Source organism: Pedobacter alpinus (assembly GCF_042684645.1).
Taxonomy (GTDB): Bacteria; Bacteroidota; Bacteroidia; order Sphingobacteriales; family Sphingobacteriaceae; genus Pseudopedobacter; species Pseudopedobacter alpinus.
Genome location: NZ_JBHULV010000003.1, coordinates 74,968 through 96,437, shown reverse-complemented (window position 1 = coordinate 96,437; position 21,470 = coordinate 74,968). Strand labels below are relative to the sequence as shown.

The 21,470-nt window shown below is 35.5% G+C and carries 10 protein-coding genes; all 10 read right to left on the bottom strand.

The genetic code is table 11. The features are described from left to right. The 10 genes from ACFSSE_RS00660 to ACFSSE_RS00615 all read right to left on the bottom strand — a co-directional run bounded on the left by ACFSSE_RS00660 (position 1) and on the right by ACFSSE_RS00615 (position 21,270). The gene (locus ACFSSE_RS00660) at positions 1-3,111 is read right to left on the bottom strand and encodes a DUF6298 domain-containing protein (RefSeq protein ID WP_379041228.1); all 3,111 of its coding nucleotides are present in this window, start codon (positions 3,109-3,111) and stop codon (positions 1-3) included. Positions 3,112-3,134: 23 nt separating this feature from the next. Continuing rightward, positions 3,135-4,784: a pectate lyase family protein gene (locus tag ACFSSE_RS00655; RefSeq protein ID WP_379041227.1), complete on the bottom strand. Its 1,650-nt coding sequence runs from the start codon at positions 4,782-4,784 to the stop codon at positions 3,135-3,137. Between the two features lie 1,019 nt (positions 4,785-5,803). Continuing rightward, positions 5,804-7,492 (bottom strand): pectate lyase family protein, encoded by a 1,689-nt coding sequence (locus ACFSSE_RS00650; RefSeq protein WP_379041226.1) that lies wholly within the window; start codon positions 7,490-7,492, stop codon positions 5,804-5,806. A 174-nt stretch (positions 7,493-7,666) separates the two neighbouring features. Then, complete coding sequence (locus ACFSSE_RS00645; protein WP_379041225.1) at positions 7,667-8,836, bottom strand: DUF3826 domain-containing protein; 1,170 nt, start codon at positions 8,834-8,836, stop codon at positions 7,667-7,669. Positions 8,837-8,973: 137 nt separating this feature from the next. Continuing rightward, complete coding sequence (locus tag ACFSSE_RS00640) at positions 8,974-9,939, bottom strand: hypothetical protein (RefSeq protein WP_379041224.1); 966 nt, start codon at positions 9,937-9,939, stop codon at positions 8,974-8,976. Between the two features lie 42 nt (positions 9,940-9,981). Beyond that, entirely contained in the window at positions 9,982-11,847 is a 1,866-nt protein-coding gene (locus tag ACFSSE_RS00635; RefSeq protein WP_379041223.1) for a RagB/SusD family nutrient uptake outer membrane protein, read from the bottom strand. Positions 11,848-11,857: 10 nt separating this feature from the next. Further along, positions 11,858-15,067 (bottom strand): SusC/RagA family TonB-linked outer membrane protein, encoded by a 3,210-nt coding sequence (locus tag ACFSSE_RS00630; protein ID WP_379041222.1) that lies wholly within the window; start codon positions 15,065-15,067, stop codon positions 11,858-11,860. 616 nt (positions 15,068-15,683) lie between these two features. After that, positions 15,684-18,761: a T9SS type A sorting domain-containing protein gene (locus tag ACFSSE_RS00625; protein ID WP_379100644.1), complete on the bottom strand. Its 3,078-nt coding sequence runs from the start codon at positions 18,759-18,761 to the stop codon at positions 15,684-15,686. 219 nt (positions 18,762-18,980) lie between these two features. Further along, positions 18,981-19,652, bottom strand: coding sequence for a DUF3826 domain-containing protein (locus ACFSSE_RS00620; RefSeq protein ID WP_379041220.1), 672 nt, complete (start codon positions 19,650-19,652; stop codon positions 18,981-18,983). A gap of 13 nt (positions 19,653-19,665) precedes the next feature. Then, positions 19,666-21,270, bottom strand: a complete 1,605-nt coding sequence (locus ACFSSE_RS00615) for a fucose isomerase (protein WP_379041219.1) — start codon at positions 21,268-21,270, stop codon at positions 19,666-19,668. Between the last annotated feature and the right edge of the window lie 200 nt (positions 21,271-21,470).

Sequence of the window (21,470 nt, the reverse complement as noted above, 5' to 3'; positions counted from 1 at the left end):
TTAGTTTTGATGAATCCATAAAACAGCGGTGCCATTTCCGGATTTTTTAATGCTTTGTGTTTGTTTAGTTAATTTTTGTGCAGAAATAATTTTGCCTGAACCTGGATTAATCCAAGTTATAATAGCCGATTTTGGAAGATTTAAATCAGCAGTACTGACATCGGCATCTGCATAAATAATATATTCGCCACGTTTATTTGCTAAGACATAATCTTGATTTTTAACTGATATAGGAAGCATGCTGCTTGCCGATTTTAAAAACTCATTGTCCTCTACTTTTACATTGGTAAAAGAACCTCCAGCCATAAACGCTGCCCAGCTGTAAGAAGGATAATTATCACCAGAATACATCACTGCTTTATCTGGGTATTTCTCACGATACTCTTTAACCGCTCTGTAAACTTGTTCAAAAGAAGTTTTCTTTGGTTTAAACTGACGGGCTTGCTGACGTGGCGCCAAATTTTGTCCGCCCAGTGGTGCATAAGCAGAACCATCTGCTTGGTAATGCCAATATCTAATGTCGATGACATTGATGGTGGATGAAAGATTTGGATCTTGTAGAATGGCATCTTGCACATCTTTAGTGGTACTTAAACCAATAAATGCTTTATTACCCGTTTCTTGCTCCCAATCTTTAATGGTTTGTAACCAAAACTTAGCGAAATTTAAAGGACCAGTATATTCTTCGCTGATAAATTGAATAACTGAAGAATTGCCCACAAAATTATTTAAGCATTGCCTAATGTAAGCTTTATGCAGCGGGGCTCTTTGTGGATGGGTTTCATCATAAAACTGATCGGCTAAAAAAAGCCTTTTATCTCCGGCATAAGGAACAGGCTCTAAAAAACCTGTGGAATTAATGTTATTCGCGGTTCTCCAAGGAAAATCTGCATAATGTGCACCAGCTTCTATGATGTTGTGCTGAAAATAGTTTTGATGGATGAGCACCAAACCTTTTTCATCAGCCAAATTCGCAAATTGTTTCAATCGTCCCCAGTACCAAGGATTGTATTTGGTTAGATCGTATTTGGAAAGTCCGTCCCAAGCAGTTCCTTGACCACTTCTTGCAAATGGCAATTCGTAAAAAGGAGCCCACACTTCACCGCTCATTCTGCGGATGCGTTCATGGTCGTCTCTTCTTCTATCATACCATAAACCGTAGTTTTGTTCTACAATTAAATCCGATTTTTTAAGCATGGAATCTGTTAGTTGCTCTAAATCATCGGTTAAACCATGCCCTATTCGTCCCGGAACATATCTGGTGAGTGCTGGTCTGGCTTTGGTAATATCATCTCCTTGGATACCGCCTGTCCACCATGGCACACTTAAACGACCGCCCACCAAAACTTGGTTATCTTTTACTAACCAACCATTTTCAATTGTTAAATATTTGGGAGGAAATCTTTGACCATAAAATGGTTCCTCATAAGTTATATTTTTAGCGATTACAGGAATTAGATTTCTAACTGATGCACTGTCAATAAAATCTTCTAATTGAGGTATTGGATAGGCAGCAGCCAAAGTCATTTGTCTAGCTTGTTCTACAGTTGGACTGCTGGTGGCTTCAGAAATCTTCTCCTGTAATTGTGCCCTTTTAGACACATCCTTTTTTAGCCTTTCGGCGAGTTGGGCGTAATATAAGCTACGTGGTGTAATGTGTTCATTAGAAAAATCCCAAAAGCCATCTCCTTGAAATTCGGACCAAGTACCAAAAGCCCAATTTTGAGCTGTAGGTGGTTTAAAATTATAAATTCTTGATGCAGAGCACTGCCAAAATACGCTATTGGCAGCTGTCCAGCCTGCACCTCTGGCATCCTGACCAATATTTTGGTAGTTTAATGCGTTTCCATCAATATTAATCACATCAAACAAAACTCCTGATGCCCAAGTATCAATTGCTCCGCTATAGCTAAAAGGCAAATAGGCTTTGCATTGTACAAAAGCATTTGGCCCTGGTGCTAAATAGCCCACTGCAAAATCGTGGTAACCATATTCGGAATATAAGCGTTGAAATAAAGTTTGCTGTCCATTTGTTTGAAAAGTATAGCGACGTTGTCCACCAATCTCAGAAATTGGCGCTAAAGATTTACAATCTTCTACAGTTATACATTTTCCAGTAGCTAAAACATTTACTGCCGAACCTGCAAAATGCTTAAAATTGGTTTGACGTACCCAAGCATTTTCGGTGTTTTCTATGGTGATGGCCATCCATCTATGGTTTTCATCTTTCGGATTGCTTTCATCATAAGTAGAAATGAGTGATAAATTTTCGACCCCTACATTTTCTATTCTTCCGTTCCACTGATATTTCTCAATATATCCCCCACCAAATTTTTGATCTAATGCAGTGGTAATTGGCGCATCAATGGTTATTTCATTTCCATTGTTGGCGGTAATTGTTCTGTCCCAAACCACATCTTCTTCTCCCGGTTTCCAACCTAAAGAAGAAAGATCGCCTCCAAATGACCATGTTTTAGTGGTATCTAACCAAGCTGCTGTAGAAGGACGGGTGAGCATAATTCTATCACCAACTTTAAAATTGTTAGCGTTTGCCAAATGAAAGCTCATGGCATTTACAGGAACATAAGCATCTGTAATTTCAGTTTTATGAGCTAATTTTAAATCATTGATTCCATAAACACGGATGAGCGTTTCTCGATCTAAACCCGCACCAGTAATGGTAGTTTCGTTGACGCCACTCCCTCTTATAACTATTCCCGAGGTTTGAATTTTTAGCTGACCTAAAACTTCAAAATCTCCTTTTCCTAAAAGAACTGTTCCACGAAAACCATTTTTAGCTAGCGGAAGTCTAGCTACATAATCAATTGCATTTTGGATTCGCTTTGTGGCATCTTCTGTTTTTGAAGCAACTGTAATTTTAACAGGAACATTGGGGATTTCCTCATTCCCGGCTTGATAACCTGCATAAGAAAAATCAGGAATTCGATTTCCTTGAAAATCAGGAATAAAATTTAGCTCCCCATTTTTTTCAAAAGTGAGCGGCTTAAAGACTTCGATTTTCTTTTTTTGTGAAAAAGCCTGCTGTTGAACGCACAACAGACAGCCTAAAATCCACACATTAATTTTTATTTTTTTACTAAAAACAATCACTTACGATCCTTTTAAAGGTTTTATTATTTAGCAGCAGGTGTTACTGTTTTAATATTTACCAAACTATTCAGATAATTTTCAATATTACTGTATCCATTTGCTGCAATAGCTCTTGAATCATTCGAATCTTTAGGATTTAAACCATTTTTTTTCTCATAATCATCCGGAATACCATCATTATCTTGGTCTTTATAAGGCTTACCAGCATATACCGGATAACCACCAACTTGGTTTATATCTGTGATGATTCCTAATTTGTAAGAATCTAATTCCATTCTTCTGTGTTTAAACTGAGAAGTAGGAGCTACTACGTTTGCAGGTGATTCGATTTTTCCGGTTTTGGTTTGATTAATAATTCGAACATCAACTGCATCACGAACTGGTAAATTTGCGCCTACGTTTTCTAACACATATTCTTTTGCTTTATCGGCAGGTAAAATGGTAACATGAGCCATTGGCATAGGTTTTTTAACTCGCATAGCTGCAAAATAGGGCTTTGCTTCGTCATAAGACATTTCACTACCTTTTTTGTTTTCTATCTGAATGCCGCCATTCCAATTGTCTCGAGTTACTTTCTCGTTCCCTTCTACAATGTTTCCTTCAACATGAGCTCTACCAAAAACAACATAAGGTAATTTACTGCGGCCAGCTTCTGGTTTTAAAATTCGGTATGAAATGGATTCGTTTTTTGGTGTTGCAGGACCTGGTTTATAATAGTTATTTACAATATTGTATAAAGCGGTATAGTCTCCACCATCGGTAGAACGGTGCACCCAATTAAAAACTACGTTATTTACAAAGTTAAATATTCCGTTCCATCCTATTGATGGATTTCTCCCTGCGTTGTTTGCCCAAAGATTTCTGGTAAACATACAATTCTCGCCACCTAAGGTACTTCCGAATGAGTGATTCCAAGTATCTAAAGCTTCGGAAAAAATAGAATTTTGAATGGTAATATTTACTGTAGGAAATTTCTCTTCGGTTTTTCCTGTGCTATCGTTATACATGTGACGATACATTGACATATTTTCGTCTAATCCCCAGCTTGCAGATACGTGATCAATCATAATGTTACCAATTGGATTACCGCCTATGGCATCATCTCTCCTACCCACCCAAGTATCTCCACGTCTGAAACGCATAAACCTTACTACTACATCATGGGTATTGATCCAGAAAGATTCTCCTGCAATACAAACGCCATCGCCCGGTGCACTTTGACCAGCAATGGTCATATATGGAGCTCTAACAATTAAAGGTGTTTTTAATTTAATAATCCCTGAAACATTAAAAACCACTATTCTGGCTCCACCTTGTTCACAGGCTTCACGTAAAGAACCAGGTCCACTGTCGTTTAAATTTTTAACCACAATTACTTTTCCCCCACGGCCTCCAAAAGAATAAGCACCTCCACCTTCTGCTCCGGGAAATGCCAATAAATCTGATTGAGGCAAATCAGTTGGGCGATGTGCCCATGGTACGTAAGGTTTGCCCATTGCCTCTTCTTGTTTGATCATAGGAAGAGCCTTAAGCCACGCAGAATCTGAGTGAGACACAGCTGCATCCATCAATTCTTTACTCTTTTTTTGATCCTCCGCAGATATTGAAGGGTACTGAGCAAATAAGTTAAAACAAACGAACATCAGCAAAACTGACAATGAATAATTTTTCATATTATTAATTATGGTTTATAATTTTTCAGCTTAAGCTGAAGTTGGTATTTACTACAATTGATATAGTATATGATTAATCAAATTTAATAAGCTTTTTCTCGGTTTATTAGTGAAATTTTCACTAAAAATTATAGTATCTTACCATAAACTTTAACATTTGTGTCTCTCATTCTTTTATTTTGTGTAATTATTGAATGGGGCCTTTTTTATATACTCCCTTCTAATCACTTAAAATTTGAGAAACTTTTTAGGATAACCAATTACACCTAAATTAATTATGAAGATTCTTTAATCAATTTGTTTATTTCATGATTTTATAATACTTCTTAACTAACATTTTAAATTTAAAATGAACAGTTTGAAATATAAGTTTAACTTGGCTTTAATTAATCATATATGAATATGATATTCAAATATAAAAAAATAATTTTTCAATCCTACTAAATTATGAAGTAAAATTATCATCAAAATAACTTGATATTGGTATAATTACCAATATAACTGCAAGCATGAAAATACCTTGCTTTTCTTCAGGGTATTTATCTTTCCATAAATTCCCAGTAGAGCGAGAAGTTTTTGGACTCGATTTTAGAAAGACGACTTAGCTGATAATCGTTTAGATATTTTAGGTAATGGTTATTCCGTTTACTAACTACCAACACATCAGACTTTAACATTTGTATTACACCCTACTTGATTTGTCCCATATTAGGTCTTCATATTTTTTTATCAACGCTTGCATAGATATGCCCCTGAAGTTGCGGATACAACATTGTTGGGTTAAATAATATGATGATAAAAAAACAAATAGAAGATTTTCATTAATTAAGTGCGAAGTTAATTTCAATATTAGTTAGCGTTTCTTCTAAGAGCGCAACTGTGATTTTAGTGTTTTTTATTGAAACGGAATATTTTAGAAAATACCCAACCCCTTTCAGAGTTAGGTATTATTCGAATTTATTGCTGACTATTTCTTCATTTAAAAGTTTTTTATACCTAAAGCTATTACAAAATAGCAATTAACTGATTGTATCAACGTTATTGCCAAGATTGCGGTAATTGATTTTTTCCTGCGGATTAGTGCCATTCAGGTATTCTTCCACATTGGTATAACCGTCGCCATCAGCATCCATAGCGCCATCTTTAGGGTTTTTAGGGTCGAGATTATTTTTAATTTCCCATGCGTCAGGCATACCATCGCCATCACTATCAACAAGTACTTTAGCGGGATCATATGATAATTTAGGATATCCGCCTACCTCTGATATTTCTTTAATAATACCGGTTTTAGTCGTGGTTCTTCCTGTGCGCACCATTTCTGTAACACGGGCATCTACAGCATCACGTTTAGGTAAAGTTGCCCCGGCTTTAGCCAATACAGATTCATAAGCAGTTCCGGCTGTTTGGTGTGGAGCTACCGGCCATCCTACAAAAGGGGTATTTACACGAGCAATGTTTTCAGACATACTATCATCAGAAATTATCGATGCTTTTGTCTCTTTGCTACGCATACCCGCCCAATTGTTAATGTTCAATTGTTGGTTTCCTTCCATAATATTACCCGCAACATACCATTTGCCCGGTCGATTTTGTTCTTTAGGATACCAATCACCTTCTTTCCATGCGCTTCCAGGAGAGTACATGCTACGTTGTTCGATACGAGCAAAAACTGCCCTTATATTTTCGTTTGTTGCAGGACCTGGTTTGAAATAGTTATTAATAAGATTCACCATAGAGGTTTCATCTCCTCCATCTATTGAACGATGACCCCAGTTAAAAATAACGTTATACCTGAAATCAAACGGACCAGACATCCCAATTGAAGGATTTCTAGCAGTATTAGATGCAAAAAGATTGTGGTGAAATGTTGAAGGATCTCCTCCCCATGTACCACCAAAAGCATGCCCTCTGGCATTAAGCGCTTCGCTAGAAATAGTCCACTGAACAGTGACATTCTGTGCAGCATCTTTTATTTGAGTTTTGCCATCAAAAGACGGCCTCATGTGGCGGTAAAGAGAAATATTTTCGTCCATTCCCCAACTTGTAGAGCAATGATCAATAATGATGTGATGATCCGGATTACCTCCAATATTATCATCTCCCTGACCACCAACCGGTACCCCACGTCTCACACGTAAGTGACGAACAATAACGTTATGTGTATTTATATTTAATGTTCCTGCAATGCAAACGCCATCTCCGGGAGCAGACTGCCCAGCAATAGTAATGTCTGGATGATTGATATCAAGGTCGCTATCTATTTTAATGGTTCCAGCAACACGAAAAACAACAATCCGTGGTCCTTTAGCCTCTAAGGCTGCCCGAAAGCTACCTTGTCCGCTATCGTTAAGATTGGTAACAGCAATAACTTTCCCCCCACGCCCTCCGCTGGTAAACATTCCGCCGCCCCATGCTCCTGGAAAAGCAGGGATAACTTCTTCTGGCAAACGAGTTGGGTGAGGAGGTATTTGTCCCACTTCTGGAGTGTTGCTTTGTGCATATAATTGCGCATTAGAACAAAAAACAGCAAGTAAAAGCAAACTCGTAATTAGCATTTGATAGCATGCTATTGTTTTCGATCTTTTGATCCAAAAACTTGCTAAAAAGGGTTCACATTTTGAATCAGCCTGTGTTGTTATTCCTGCATTAGCAGTAGAAAAACCGCCTACTAAAGCATCTTTTTTTGTGTCAAGTGTAATCTTTTTCATTTATTTTTTTATTTATTTTAGTTACTAGCAAACGATATTCAAAATAAGCAGATATATGCTTGATTGGTAAAGTAGGGATGAGACCCATCTCAAAACAACTTTAACATGCTCAGTAAAGATTTAAACCTACTGAAAAAGGACATTTTCTTACTAAACCAACATATTTGTAATCCTTTAATTATTTAATGCCTGTTTCTTCTCTATCTCCTCTGTTGCTTTTCTTAAATCATAACCTTCTGCAGAAAGATAATTATTAGCTCTTCCACGGTATTTGATAAACCATTGGTTTCGCTCCCGACTTGTTAATACATTCAAGGCATTCTCCCTTGCCTCCAATAAGTATTGATAAACTTTTGCTTTCTGCACTTCGGTAAGATTAGGCAATAGTTCTTGAAAACGACTAAACTCTGTATGAAGTCCATTAGCAGTCATCTCATTTTTTACTATTTCTATTTGGGCGCTATTTAACCAGCTTCCAAGTTTTGTTAAATAAATTGTTCTCTGTTGATCTAGCGCTGCTTTGTGCTGCTCCCAAGCTTTTGCAGCTTCTTTATCTATCTCTTCTTTGCTTTTCGCTAATGAATCTATTACCATTAAACGGTTTTTCCATTGCTTATTCAGCTCCCCTATTTTCTGATATTGATAGGCAACTAAATTTCTTACCGATTCTGCTTTAGCTTTATCCTGTAAATTAAGTACTTGAATAATTTTATTGGATTGCGTAATTTCTAAAGAAGTTGACTTCGTATCTCTTCTCTTTGCCCAATCGTCTCCCTCTTTTTTTAAATCATACCCCTCAGCAGATAATTGATTGGCAATTTTTCCTTTATATTTATTAAACCAAGCATGCTTTTCTTTAGATGAACCACCATCCATAGCCTGTTCTCTTGCCGCTATCAGATTAGCCCAAATCATTTCCTGTTGCTGATGAGTTGCATAAGGTAACATTAACAGGTAATTGGCATAAGTAAGTGGAACGGTATGGTAAGTCATCCCATTTTTAACCTCTTCAACCTGATCTTTAGAAAGCAGCTGATTTAAACTGTAGATATAGTTTTGGTGCGAAACTTTAACAGCCTCATCTGCCTTTGCTTTAATTGACGCTGTCTTTGCTCTGTTATGCTGGATGTCCTGATCTCTTTTTGAATGAATAGCGTTGAGTGTAGCGTATTGATTTGCAACTAAGGCTTTCACTTTTTGCGCCTTTACAGTGTCTGAAAGGTGTAATTCTACCACTATTTTAGCTGCCCTTACATTAGCAATTAACTTATAGTCATTGTCCTGAGCAATAGTATTTGTAAATAATATGAAGAGGAATATGATTGGAATAAGTGTTTTCATCATGGATTATAGTTTATTTATTAAAAATTTACTTTTCTGTTCATGTTGTTTTTATATTTAACAGTAAAGTGATATTTTACTTAAATAAAAGAGGCTGTCTTTTTGAGACAACCTCTTTTATAAATTTTAATTTATAGAATTTACCTTTGTACCTTTACACTAATGCTCAGGTAATCTCTACCTTCATAATCCTTAGCAACTGCATTTACTAGTATACAACCATACTTTCCTTCGGGTGTAACAAAATAAACTATATTACCAGCTGACAAAGCCGCTGGAGAGGTTGTAGAAGCAGTACCAGTAAGATTTGGATTGGCGCTTCTTGCATTAGATTCAATTATACTGGAAGAAGTTAAAGTGTAAAGGAATATATTAGTCCCTCCAGATCTTATAGTACTAAACCTCGTAGCTCTTTTAGTCCATGTACTAACATCATAAACTGTTAACGGATTAGGTGTTCTATCTAAAGCATATAAGTTGTAAACAAACATATTTTGTCGTGGTGGAACGTCTTGTCTTCTCCAAATTCCAAAATCAATAGCTGCTGAATTTGAGAATCCATTGGTATAGCTAAAAGTTGTGCCTTGAGCAATAGAATAAAAAGAAGGACGAATTTTTTCTAAAGTATCTGGCGCATAAACAAATCTATTAGCCAAAAAAGTATAGCTTGGTCTTCCTTCTATAGTAACACTTTTATAGCCATCGCCAATAAACACGTTCTTACTATTTGAGGCAAAAACACGATAGGTTGTTTTACCATCACGCTGCATTCTGAACTTCAGAACTCGGGAATAACTCCTTCTTTCTGCTTCATTTGTTATAGGTGTAACGGTACGTTCCGGACTATTTCCGCTTGCGCCACCTACTTTTTCAACAGTAATAAAATACATGTCTTCCTCGGCAGAGTTTACAGTATAGTCTATATAAACGCTATCACCATCATTAACTAGTTTATAATCTGTAACACTAAAAGGATGTGTTCCATTATATGTTACAGTAACATCTGTAAACATGTTAAATATATTTTGCGACTCTTTTTTACAGGAAGCCAGCGTAAACAAACCCGCTACTAGGCAGCATAAGAACCAAATATTTTTATTTTTCATTTTTTTATCATTTAAAGTAAAACCATTTCCTTAAATAGCAATCTAGTCTAATGGATCAAAAGTTCCACCTGCCCAACCTATAGTTGGTTGAATGTCAACACCTGTATTTACAAAGTCATTGTGAAAAGTGTAGAAATAATGAAACTCTGGAACATTATAGGGCAAATAATTTGGCGTTACCAAAGTGTATGGTCTAAAGTATTGAAGATAAGTGCTTTTGTTATTAATATTTATGGTTTCCCGAAACATAACATTAGTTGTGGGGTTAACCGCTTCTAATATTGCCTTTGTTGTGGCTCCATTTGCTAGTTCTATTTGTATGGTGGACATATTACCCGCCAGCAAATGCATTTTACGTGTTCTTCTTAAATCTGAATTTCTTTTGTTTTCGAATGCAAATTCAATCATCCTCTCATTCAATATTAAATCCTGTAAAGCTACCCCACTTACATTCCCCAAGCCATAATCATTTGTTCCAGCTTCAATTCCTGCTCTTTGTCTTAATTCTCTAATCAAATTTTTAGCTAAATCAGGACTATTAGTTGCGGCTAAGCATTCGGCATAATTAAGCATCACTTCTGCAAACCTTATTTCTATCCAATCCATTCCATTACCACCAATATTGCCTTGGTATCTTACTACTCCAGGTGATAAACTTGGTGTAGTGAAACGCTTACAATAAACACCTCTTACTGTACCTTCATTAATGGCGGTATTATAAGCCCATTGCTTTCTACTCATGTTTCCACTTAAGGGCCAATTGCTTCCGTTATAAGCTATAGTTGCTTCAAATCGTGGATCTCTGTTTTGCCAAAACATTACAGGATCATAAGTATATGAACCTGACTGTCCTATAGGGTTACCATCTTTCATGGGATAAGCATCCAATAATTTAGTGGTTGCCCTAAATCCTTGATAAGGAGAACCACCTTCTGATGATGGTCTGGAGCGGTATTCTGCGTCATGTCCTCTTCTTTCAATATTATTTGCGTAAGTTCTAACCAAAATTGCTTCTGTATTGGGCGTACCTTCAACTCTAAAAATATCCGCATAATTAGGTAATAACCTATGACCTGCAGCTACAGCAATATCATAAGCTTCTTTATTAGCCTCTAAGGCAGTTTGCCATCTTGCAGCGTCATAAGGATGTTTAGGGTCATTTAATGGATTAAACTGTGGACTAGCCCAATACATTAAAACCTTTGCTTTTAATGCAGCAGCAGCTACTCGATTTATTTTTCCTCTTTCAGTTGCATCATCCCACACAACCCCTTGTAGCATAGTCATGGCATTATCCAAATCACTTATAATAACCTGAAAACATTCTCTTGCACTAGCTCTTCCTTTGATACTACCAATATTTACAGGATCCAAAGGTTCCAATACCATTGGTACTCCACCATAAACTTTTACCATTTCAAAATAAACCATGGCTCTAAGTGCATAATATTGACCTAAAAATCTGTTTTTTAAAGCCTGTGGCATAGTACCTTCAGGAATAAATTTAATCGCATTATTACATCGGGCTATATCAAAATAACGGTTATTACCTGCATTACCTTGATATTGATTTCCGGTATATCTTACATCATGGTTACCCAAATCAGTTGCCATACCTAAGGCATTTCTTGCCCATTGGTCAGCATCAGGGAAAAAGTTTTCATCACTAGCCAAATGAACCCCATATCTATCGGGTATCAAATGAAAAGGAAATGCAGGCATACACACATCATAAGCCCGGTTTAAATGCATTTGAACAGAACCCTCAGAGCTCCATATAGCAGCGTCTATTCCATTTCTATCTTGCAATTCAAAAAATTCATCTTTATTTATGCAGGCAGAAAAACTAGCTGCTATTGCGCATACAATAAACGTTTTTCTTATAGTATTTTTATATTGTTTTAACATCACGTAAAAATTATAAGTTTACACTTAAACCAAAAGAAATTGTTCTCAATATTGGATAATCATAAGCACTGGAAGTGTTTGGATCTTTGTAAGGTAGTGGATTTACAATGGTCCATAAATTATTTCCGGTAGCTAATAGTCTTGCACTACCTAAACCTAAACGACTAGCAATTTTAGCCGGAACTTTATAACTTAAAGTCATATTGTTTACACGAATGGTAGTACCATCAACTTCCCAGAAATCAGAATTTCTTGTTAATGAAGGGTCATCAAACCTTGGTAACCTACCTTCCATTGGGTTATCAGGTGTCCATCGGTCTTCCCAAATGGATAATACATTACGGGTTAAAGATGGTGCTATACGAGCTCTACCATCGTAATAAACTTTACCACCAATTCTCGCCGCTATATTGGTACTTAAATTAAAAGACTTGTATCCCAGATTAAGATTAATACCGGTAGCTATAATAGGGTTAATATTATTATTCAATAGTACCATATCCCAATCGTTGATGATACCATCACCATTGGTGTCCTCATAATATAACCAACCCGGTTGAGGAATTTGATTATATAATCTATAATTAGGATTTTGAACCATAAAGGCATCTATTTGCTCTTGTGTTCTAAACATGCCCGAATTACGCAACCCGATATTATTACTATTATATCTACGTGGATCTGTTCCAAAAGCAATCAACCAATTTGGTGGTGTATTGTTAACTAAGTTACCTGGAGCATAAATTGTCCTATCCACCACAGAATTACCATAACTAAAGTTCATGCTAGAATTTAAACTTAAATCTTTACCAATTTTAGCTTTGTAACCTATCGTAAACTCAGATCCCCAATTATACAGTTCTCTAAAATTCAAAACCGGAGCAGTAAATCCAGAATATAATGGAAATTGGTTATTTCCACCTCTATCAAACTGATCATAAGTGTAATTTCTAAAAAACTCAGCTCCTACGTCCAATTTATTATTGAATAAGGACATTTCTATACCCGCATTGAATGTTTGCTTTTTTTCCCAAGTAATATTAGGATTAGGAAAAATACCTGGATTTAAGGAGTTTCCATTATTATTACCATATAAATAACCATTAGACGTGTCAATGAGATACCTTTCTTGCCATAATCTTTGTTCTACTCTGTCATCTCCAGTAATACCATAATTCACTTTAAATTTCAAGAAATTGATAAAGCTTATGTTATCTCTAAAGAAATCTTCCTTACTTACTATCCAACCCAAGCCAATGCTTGGAGATAATCCCCAACGGTTTCCGCTTGCAAAACTTGAAGAAGCATCTAAACGAGCAACTGCCTCCACTAAGTATTTCTTATCTATATCGTAGTTGAATCGACCAAAGAAGGATCTTTTAGTATTCTCATTTATCCTTACATCATTCCTTGTTAGTGTATTATTATCAAAAGCCCACCAATCTTCTCCTCCGGGTATCAACTGGTTGGTCCAGAATACCGAAAGAAATTCATTATTTGATACGGTTTGCTCACCACCAACAGTTAAATCTAAAGTGTGTTTTCCAATAGTTTTAGCATATTGTAAAGTAAAAAAACCTTGGTAGCTATTTGCATCAGCAAGACTTGGGGTAACTCTGGTATTGTTACCTGAAACTGCTTCGAATAAAGGGTTTCCTAAAGGCTGTTGGGTTAATTCATCAGTAAATAACTGTCCGTTATTTCCAAATCTATTAAAATTATACAGATTATAAGGAGGACGGTATTGGCGGCTATTCACACCAGAACTCCCTTGAGACACTTGTACCCTTGCACTTAAACCTTTCAAAAAACTTGGTTGATAACTTAAGCTAGCATTTATGCGGTATCCTCTTGACTTACGGGTATCATAATAACCCGACTGTAGTAAACCAAGCGGATTATTTCCATTATAATTCACTAACATATCATTAATGCTTAATGGAACCCAATCCGGAACAGTTATCATTGATTCGAAAAATGCCGCATCATTCTCTGTTAAATTGTGCTGAGCATTTCTAACACTATGGTCTACATTAAAATTAATATCTGCTTTTAGCCCATTTAATATAGTTGCAGTTAAACCACTTCTAAAAGAATATTTATCAAACTTCATCCCGGCATAATTAGCATTCTCATTTTGATAACTTCCCCCAGCAAAAAAAGTTATTTTATCTGATCCTCCCGAAATACTCATATTATGTCTTTGGGTAGTGGAAGCCTTCCATAATTGGTCATACCAGCTTTCATTATTAAGACTGCTGATATATTCTAAATCTGTTGGACTAAAAAAGTTACTTTGCCCAGCATTATTTACCCTGAACGTTTCATTCATTAAAGAAGCATGTTCAAAACCAGATAGCATATCAGGTGTTCTTGAGGCATCAGAAACGCCTATATAACCATTATAGCTTATACTTGGCTTACCTATTTTTCCTCTTTTAGTAGTAACTAATAAAACCCCTTTGGCACCTGCTGCACCATAAATAGCCGCAGAAGCATCTTTCAGGATAGTCATCGTCTCTATCATAGAAGCATCCAAATTATCAAATATGTCCTTTTCTACTGTAATTCCATCTATTACATATAAAGGATCCTCTCGTCCTCCAGGCACAGTTGGGGATGTAGTTGAATTTCTTATATTTAAACTAATGCCCGAACCCGGTCTTCCTGAAACCTGACTAACCCCCACACCAGCAATACGATTTCTCATAGCACCTGCAATATTAGGTGCTGGTATATCCATTAATTCTTCACCAGTAATAGTAGCTACAGAACCCACAATTTCTGAACGTTTTTTCTCGCCATAACCAGTTATTATTACTTCATCAAGAGAATTCTTTGATTCATTAAGGGTAATATTAATTTCTGTTTGTGCAGCTACTTTAACTTCTCTGGTCTCAAAACCCAAATAAGAAATCACTAAAGTGGAGCCTTCTGGTACGTTAATGGTGAATTTTCCATTAATATCTGTAAGAGTTCCAGAGTTTGAACCTTTTACTTTAATGGAAACTCCTATTAAAGGCTCTCCCTTACTATCGGTTATGGTACCATTAATACTTTTCCTAACAGCTGTTAAATTTTTATTAGTTTTTAAATAATTATCCTTTGCAATTACGCTTTCTTGAAAAGATAAAATAATAAATAAACAAGCGAACGTGGCCCAAAAAGATTTTTTGAGTTGCAGCAAACGCTTATTTGCATTAAGTAAATTTGATTTCATGATTTGCTTTTAACTGTAAAACTTATTTTCTGTGACCAAAAAATATGGTCTAATAAAAAACAAAGCCTAGCCTTAGTTTTCTTTTACAATTAAAGTTTTCAAGTAAATTCTGTTGATTTTAGTTGCATGGTGTTTATGTTTAATTTAGAAATTGGTTTATAATTAATAACTTAAAAATCGGAGAAAAAAATTCCAGCATTGCTGTTTATTATCTGAAGACTTTTAAAATAAAAGTTTATATTGGTTTATATAAATCATATATGAATATGATATTCAAATATAAAAAACATTTTTAAATATTACATTATATTATATTAACATAATTTTATAGCATATAACCTTGGCGACTTATTTAAGTGTACCTCTTTTTCCTATTTAATTCTTAACTCTCAGTTCCTCTGGAATGCTACAATTTGAAAACAAGCTGTTGAATATTTGAATATTATATAAACAACACAGCAACCAAACAAAATATGCCACACACACATACTTTCTTTGTTGGTTAGTTCCTATGTTTATCAAAAAATAAATAAGATTTTCACATACCTTATTCTTTTAAAAATCTGACTATCTTATCCCTTCAATGCCATCAATGTAAAGCTGCAAAACAGAGTTATTACTCTAATATTATTTTCTTTACAAATAAATCGTTTCCTGTTTTTATAGACTTTGCTCTCAAAATAAAAAGGCCTTTATTTTGAAGTGCTATTTTATGTGTTTGATTTGATGACAAAGCTTGCTGTGAGATTAATTTCCCTGAAACATCATAAACATTTAAGTTAGCCGGTTCTTTTAATTCGCCAACTGCAATAAAAACATCACCGTTTGAAGGTATAGGCCAAACACTAAATTCAGTTTCATTTCCCTTTGCTAATTTAATGTCTGAGAATGATTTTGCACCATCTTTATCTACCTGTAATAATTGGTAATAAGTATCTTGGATATTGCTGTTATTGTCTAAAAAGTCATAGTTCAATACTGCTTTGCTGTTTCCTCCTAATCCTTTTGAGTTGATTTTCACACCTAAGTTTATAAATGACTTTCCGTCATCAGATCTTAAAATTTCAAAATGGCTATTGTTATTTTCTTGAACAGTTTTCCAATTTACACTCACTTCCTTTTTATTTTCTCGCTGCGCAGAAAACTCTGTCAAAGTCACTGGTAATAAGGTTAAATCTACTCCCTTTACTACATTTACTTTTTTGGTCATGCTATGTCCCTGGCCATCAGTAACTGTAAAATCAAAAGCGGCTAAACCATTTGCTAAAGGAGTGAATTCAACAATTCCATTATTAACTGTCGCACTTCCGTTAACTATATTACTCACAGTATAAGCAGGTGTTATAGAGAAACCCTTTGATAATTGACTAATATCGATATTTACTTTTTCCCCAGCTACCGATTGGTAATGGGGTTCTGCCATCCATTGAAGGTATTCATCTAAATTAGTCACACCATCTCTGTCAATATCTTGATTGGCATCAGAAAAATCACCAGGAGCAGAATTAGGGCTTGTCCCTTTGATATTTTCCCACCAATCCGGTAAGCCATCTATGTCCGTATCCCAATTTGGGAGTCTAGCCACTGTTGGATATAATTCGAACCCACCAGCATCTGTTTCCGAATCTGGAAAGCCTTTTTTACCGGAGATGCTCCCTGTTACCGTATAAGTTCCATTCAAGGTTTCGTTCACCATTCTGGTATCGTGTAAATCTAAAACAGGTTGATTTACCCCCACGTCAGATAATACCATTTTATAGCCATGATAAGCAGTTTGAGTGGTTACGGGTGCATCAAAAAACGGAGTATTTACCCATGGATCGTAAGTTAAGGCCGGCTGTCCGTTAGACAATGTTACCCTTTTACCAGCCGACTGGTTACTTTCATTAAATCTTCCTGGCATTACGTTTCCTTCAAAATAATACCTTTGAGTACCCTGTCTCACATTTTCATATTGTGCAGTTAAAGCAAAAAACAGGGTTGTACCGGCGCCGGGTTTATAATAATTATTAACAAAGTTAACCTCATAAGAGCCGCCATCAGTAGCTCTGTTGCCCCAATTATAAACAACATTATTTCTGATATCTAATTGACCATCAAAAAAGCCGCCCGGATTAAGACCACCACCTAAACTCCAGTTTCTACCATAGTTATGCGCTAATAAATTATGGTGAAAACTTCCTTTTTTACCACCAATAGTGGCTGCATAACCATGTTGAGCACCAGCAGGATAATTTTGATGCCCTGCGATATTTAGTGCTTCAGAAATTAAGGTGTTTTGTAAGGTAATATTTTTAGCCCCTCTTGAACTAAATGCTTCATCAATTGTCCAGCTGATGGAACAATGATCCATGATGCTATTATTGCCGTTCATTCCCATACCATCAGCTGTTGGGCCTGAACCCAAACGTAGTCTTACAAATCTGACAATGGCATCATCTGCACCTATGCCAAAGGGAGATTTTCTAATACAAATTCCTTTTCCTGGGGCAGTTTGCCCGGCAATGGTGACATACCTGTTACTCAAAACCAATCGAGATTGCAACTGAATTACCCCACCGACATTAAAAACAATGGTTCTTGGTCCAATATTATTGGTTACCGCTTCTCTCAAACTACCGGCACCACTATCATTTAAATTTGTCACATAAACCACTTTACCACCTCTTCCTCCACGAGCAAATTGACCAAAGCCCTCAGCACCAGAAAAAGCTAATTGCCTTGTACGGAACAACCAAACATCACCTTTATAAGTTTGATCAGTACTAACCTCATCAATTCTCCAATAATAGCTATCCATACTGTATAAATTTCCTACTGCGAAAGTGGTATCTAATTTTGTTTGATTACCCTTATAAAAACTAGAATTCCGATTGGCATTAGCAACACCAAGAGAGTCTGTTCCAAAATATATATCATGAGAAATAGCTGATGGAGAAGATTCCCATTTAAGGGTATAACCAGAACCATTTGATACGTCTAAATATTGGTTCTGACTTACTGGATCTATAGCTCTGGCTTTCTTACCTACATTGACAACATTTAAATAAATTCCGTTGATATACATATTTTTAACAGGCTGGCTTCCAGAAGTTTCTGCCCTGTAAGAGATAACAACATCTTGTCCATCAACAGCAGTGATTTGTAAATCTGATGTGCTTACTTCTGTTATTTTCTCTAATCTTATGGATGGGACTAAGTCGTTAATCTTTAATACATTATCTACATATACGTCAATTGGACAAGCATTGGCAGGTATAATGTTATCAGTAACATTATGAAATGTTGTGAGATTATGAATTCCGGCTGGAAGTCCCTTAATAATTAGGTCAATTGAAGCACCAACCGCAAAATCACCATCTTTAACAAAAACACCATCATTAGTGAATTTAGCTTCAAAAGCCCCTGCTTGTACAGATGAACTGTACCAAGTTGGTGATAGATTGACCCCGCGGGGTCCTTTTCTTAATATAAATGTTATACCATTTGCTAATAAGGTATCGGTAATAGGTTTGGTTACTACCCAATGAACATGGGAAGTATTTGGAAAATCATATTGTACCTGCTGCGCAGGCCTACCATTCATATTTAAATCTATTTTAATTATAGGTGTTTGAGATTTAAGTGTATTTGTAAAAAGTAGGATTACGACACTAGCCAAGCCAAGCTTTGCAATTAGCTTTTTGTTAATCATAAAAAGTTTAAGAATGGTATATAATTTATAAAATTAAATAACGCAATCAATTTCTTTATATATGATATTATCATTTAGTTATGAAATATTATGATTCAACTTGTTTTAACTTTATAAATACACAACACTTTAGAAAAAAACCACCATTTTAAGATAGTCTGATATATAAATCTCAAATATTACTTTTCAATATTAAAACTAAGTTTGATTTTCAATATATTAGTTACCTTTTTCAGCCTTCTCCTTCTTAATTCTTGCTTGCCATTCTCCTCCAGCCTTTTTCATATCAATGCCTTCCGCAGATAGATAGTTGTTCACTTTACCTTTATATTTACCAAACCACGCATGCTTTTTATCGGAAGATTCTGCATCCATGGCATGTTCTCTGGCTTCAACCAACCAAATATAAATTTGATTTTTTTGCTGTTGCGTTAAATTGGGAAGCATTTCTTGATAGGCAGCAAATGTTAGCGGAACTACTCCATAAGTCATCCCGTCTTTTACGCCAATAACCTGCTCTTCATTTAAATTTTTATTTAAATTTTTGATGTATTGAAGATGTAAGCGGTCAATTTTATTTTGAGTCCATTGTTGTATTTTCTCTGTTTTTTTATTCTTTGCGAATTTAGTAAGTTCAGTTTTTGCTTTTAGATCACCTAACTTGGCATCTCTAGCCATATAAACATCATTTAAATCCATGTATTGATTGGCTATAATGTTTCTTACCTCAATTTCTTTTTGGGGATCTTTTATGTTTAATTTCTCTACAATCTTCCATGATCTTCCTTTAATTGACTTTACATAAACCGTATCACTTCTTTGTGCCCTAGCCATGAAATTTACTCCTATTAAAAGTAAAATCAGCAATCCTAATTGTTTATAGTTTTTCATTTTCACTCTGTTTTTAACTTAACACAACATCTCCACAAAAATTAACTTTTATTCCTAAATCATTAAATACCGCTGCTTTAATACGACAGCATTTATGAGCTTCTTCCTCATTTGTTGTATAAACAACCTGAATGTGATTGGCTTTATGTCGTCCCATCATTTGGTCTTGACTAACTCCTTTCAATACTGCGTTCATGATTGGCCATTGTGAAGTAGTCATATTCCATCTTCTTTGCACTTCTTCTTCTGGTAATTCAACACATTCACCTACTCCAATATCACAGCATAAATGGTTATTCATTACATAAATGCGGCTCCATACAATTGCACCTGGCTTGCTCACCCCTTTTAAACTTCCACCACCCAATCTGAAATACATTTCAGGTTGACGTTCGCTACTTGCACCTTTGTATCCGCCTATAAAATGTGCTGGCGGCGCTGCCCCACTTATCAAAAACACCCAAACAAATTCATCCACTCCATTGATAGCGTATTTTTCACCATAACGTAAGTCATGTAAGGTATTTTCTCCAGCTAAACCTAATTGACGCCATAATTCATAGGTAATTAAACCATCAATTCCAGCACACTCATCTACTTCGTTAAAATGCGGTAAAGCTTCATTGGCATATAATTCCTTTCCTTTTTCATCAAAAACTGGAGGCCTGTCTTGATTATTTAATAAACCTTCCACTAAATCGCTGGCTGGCACTAAATCTTTTAAGCCTTGTTGGTATTGTATTCCAATAGTGCTGCAACCAAATTCATCAGCAAGTCTTAAGGCAGCAATGTACATTTTACACTGTATTAATGTTTGTGCTTTGGTTAATTCGGTGGCTTCATTATTTCCCCAATTAAAATGCATTCCTTTAAGCAATAACCATTCTAATATCAATTCTACTTCCTCATCTTTAACAGTCAACATCTTTGCATATAAAGTAGATTGAGATAAACGTTCTTTAAATATTCCTGTTGGATGTAATAAATGATCAGGAACAATGGCATTAAACATCCCCATGCAACCTTCATCAAAAACACCCATAATTGCTTTTTCTGATCTGAAGTTTTCTGCAAACTCATTTGCAAAGGTAATTTCTGAGAGGGGCAACATTTTACTATTAAAAGGCTTTACATGATCTTCATCATGCTTAATCTCTCCATGTTTCATCCATTGCTTTAAACCATTAATAAAAAATTCGTCTTTAAAATCTTTGCTCCATAAAGTACTGTAGTTTACACCTGCTTTGGTTAAAGAGCCATTCAAATTTAACATCCCTACCAAACCCGGCCATTGTCCGCTCCAGTTTGCCAAGGTTAAAATTGGCCCCTCATGTGTAGTTAAGCCTGCCAAAACGTGATGTGAATATTGCCATACACTTTCTGCGATAATTACTGGTGCAAAAGGAACTAAATTTTTAAAAATTCTCATCCCCATTTTCTGACTGTCAATAAAACCATGCTTTTTCTCTTCATCATAATCATGAGCCATAATTACTTCTCCACCTAAAGCTTCAGTAGCTTCAATAATTTGTTGGTTCATTTTATGCTGTGCTTCCCAACAACTTTGATTTGCAGACAATCTTAAATCACCACTTGTAAGCAGATATATATTCATCATTTTGAAATTTACAATAACAAAAACAAGCTTCTCTTTATCAAATAAAGTGAATATGTTAGTTATTATTCTTGGTTTATAATTAGGTTAATATGCTATTAAATATTATTTATTAGTAAATATAACATTCATATTTCAATATTATCAAATATTTTACTATTATTGTTGTTAATTATTTGCAAATGATTATAGTATGTTAGCAT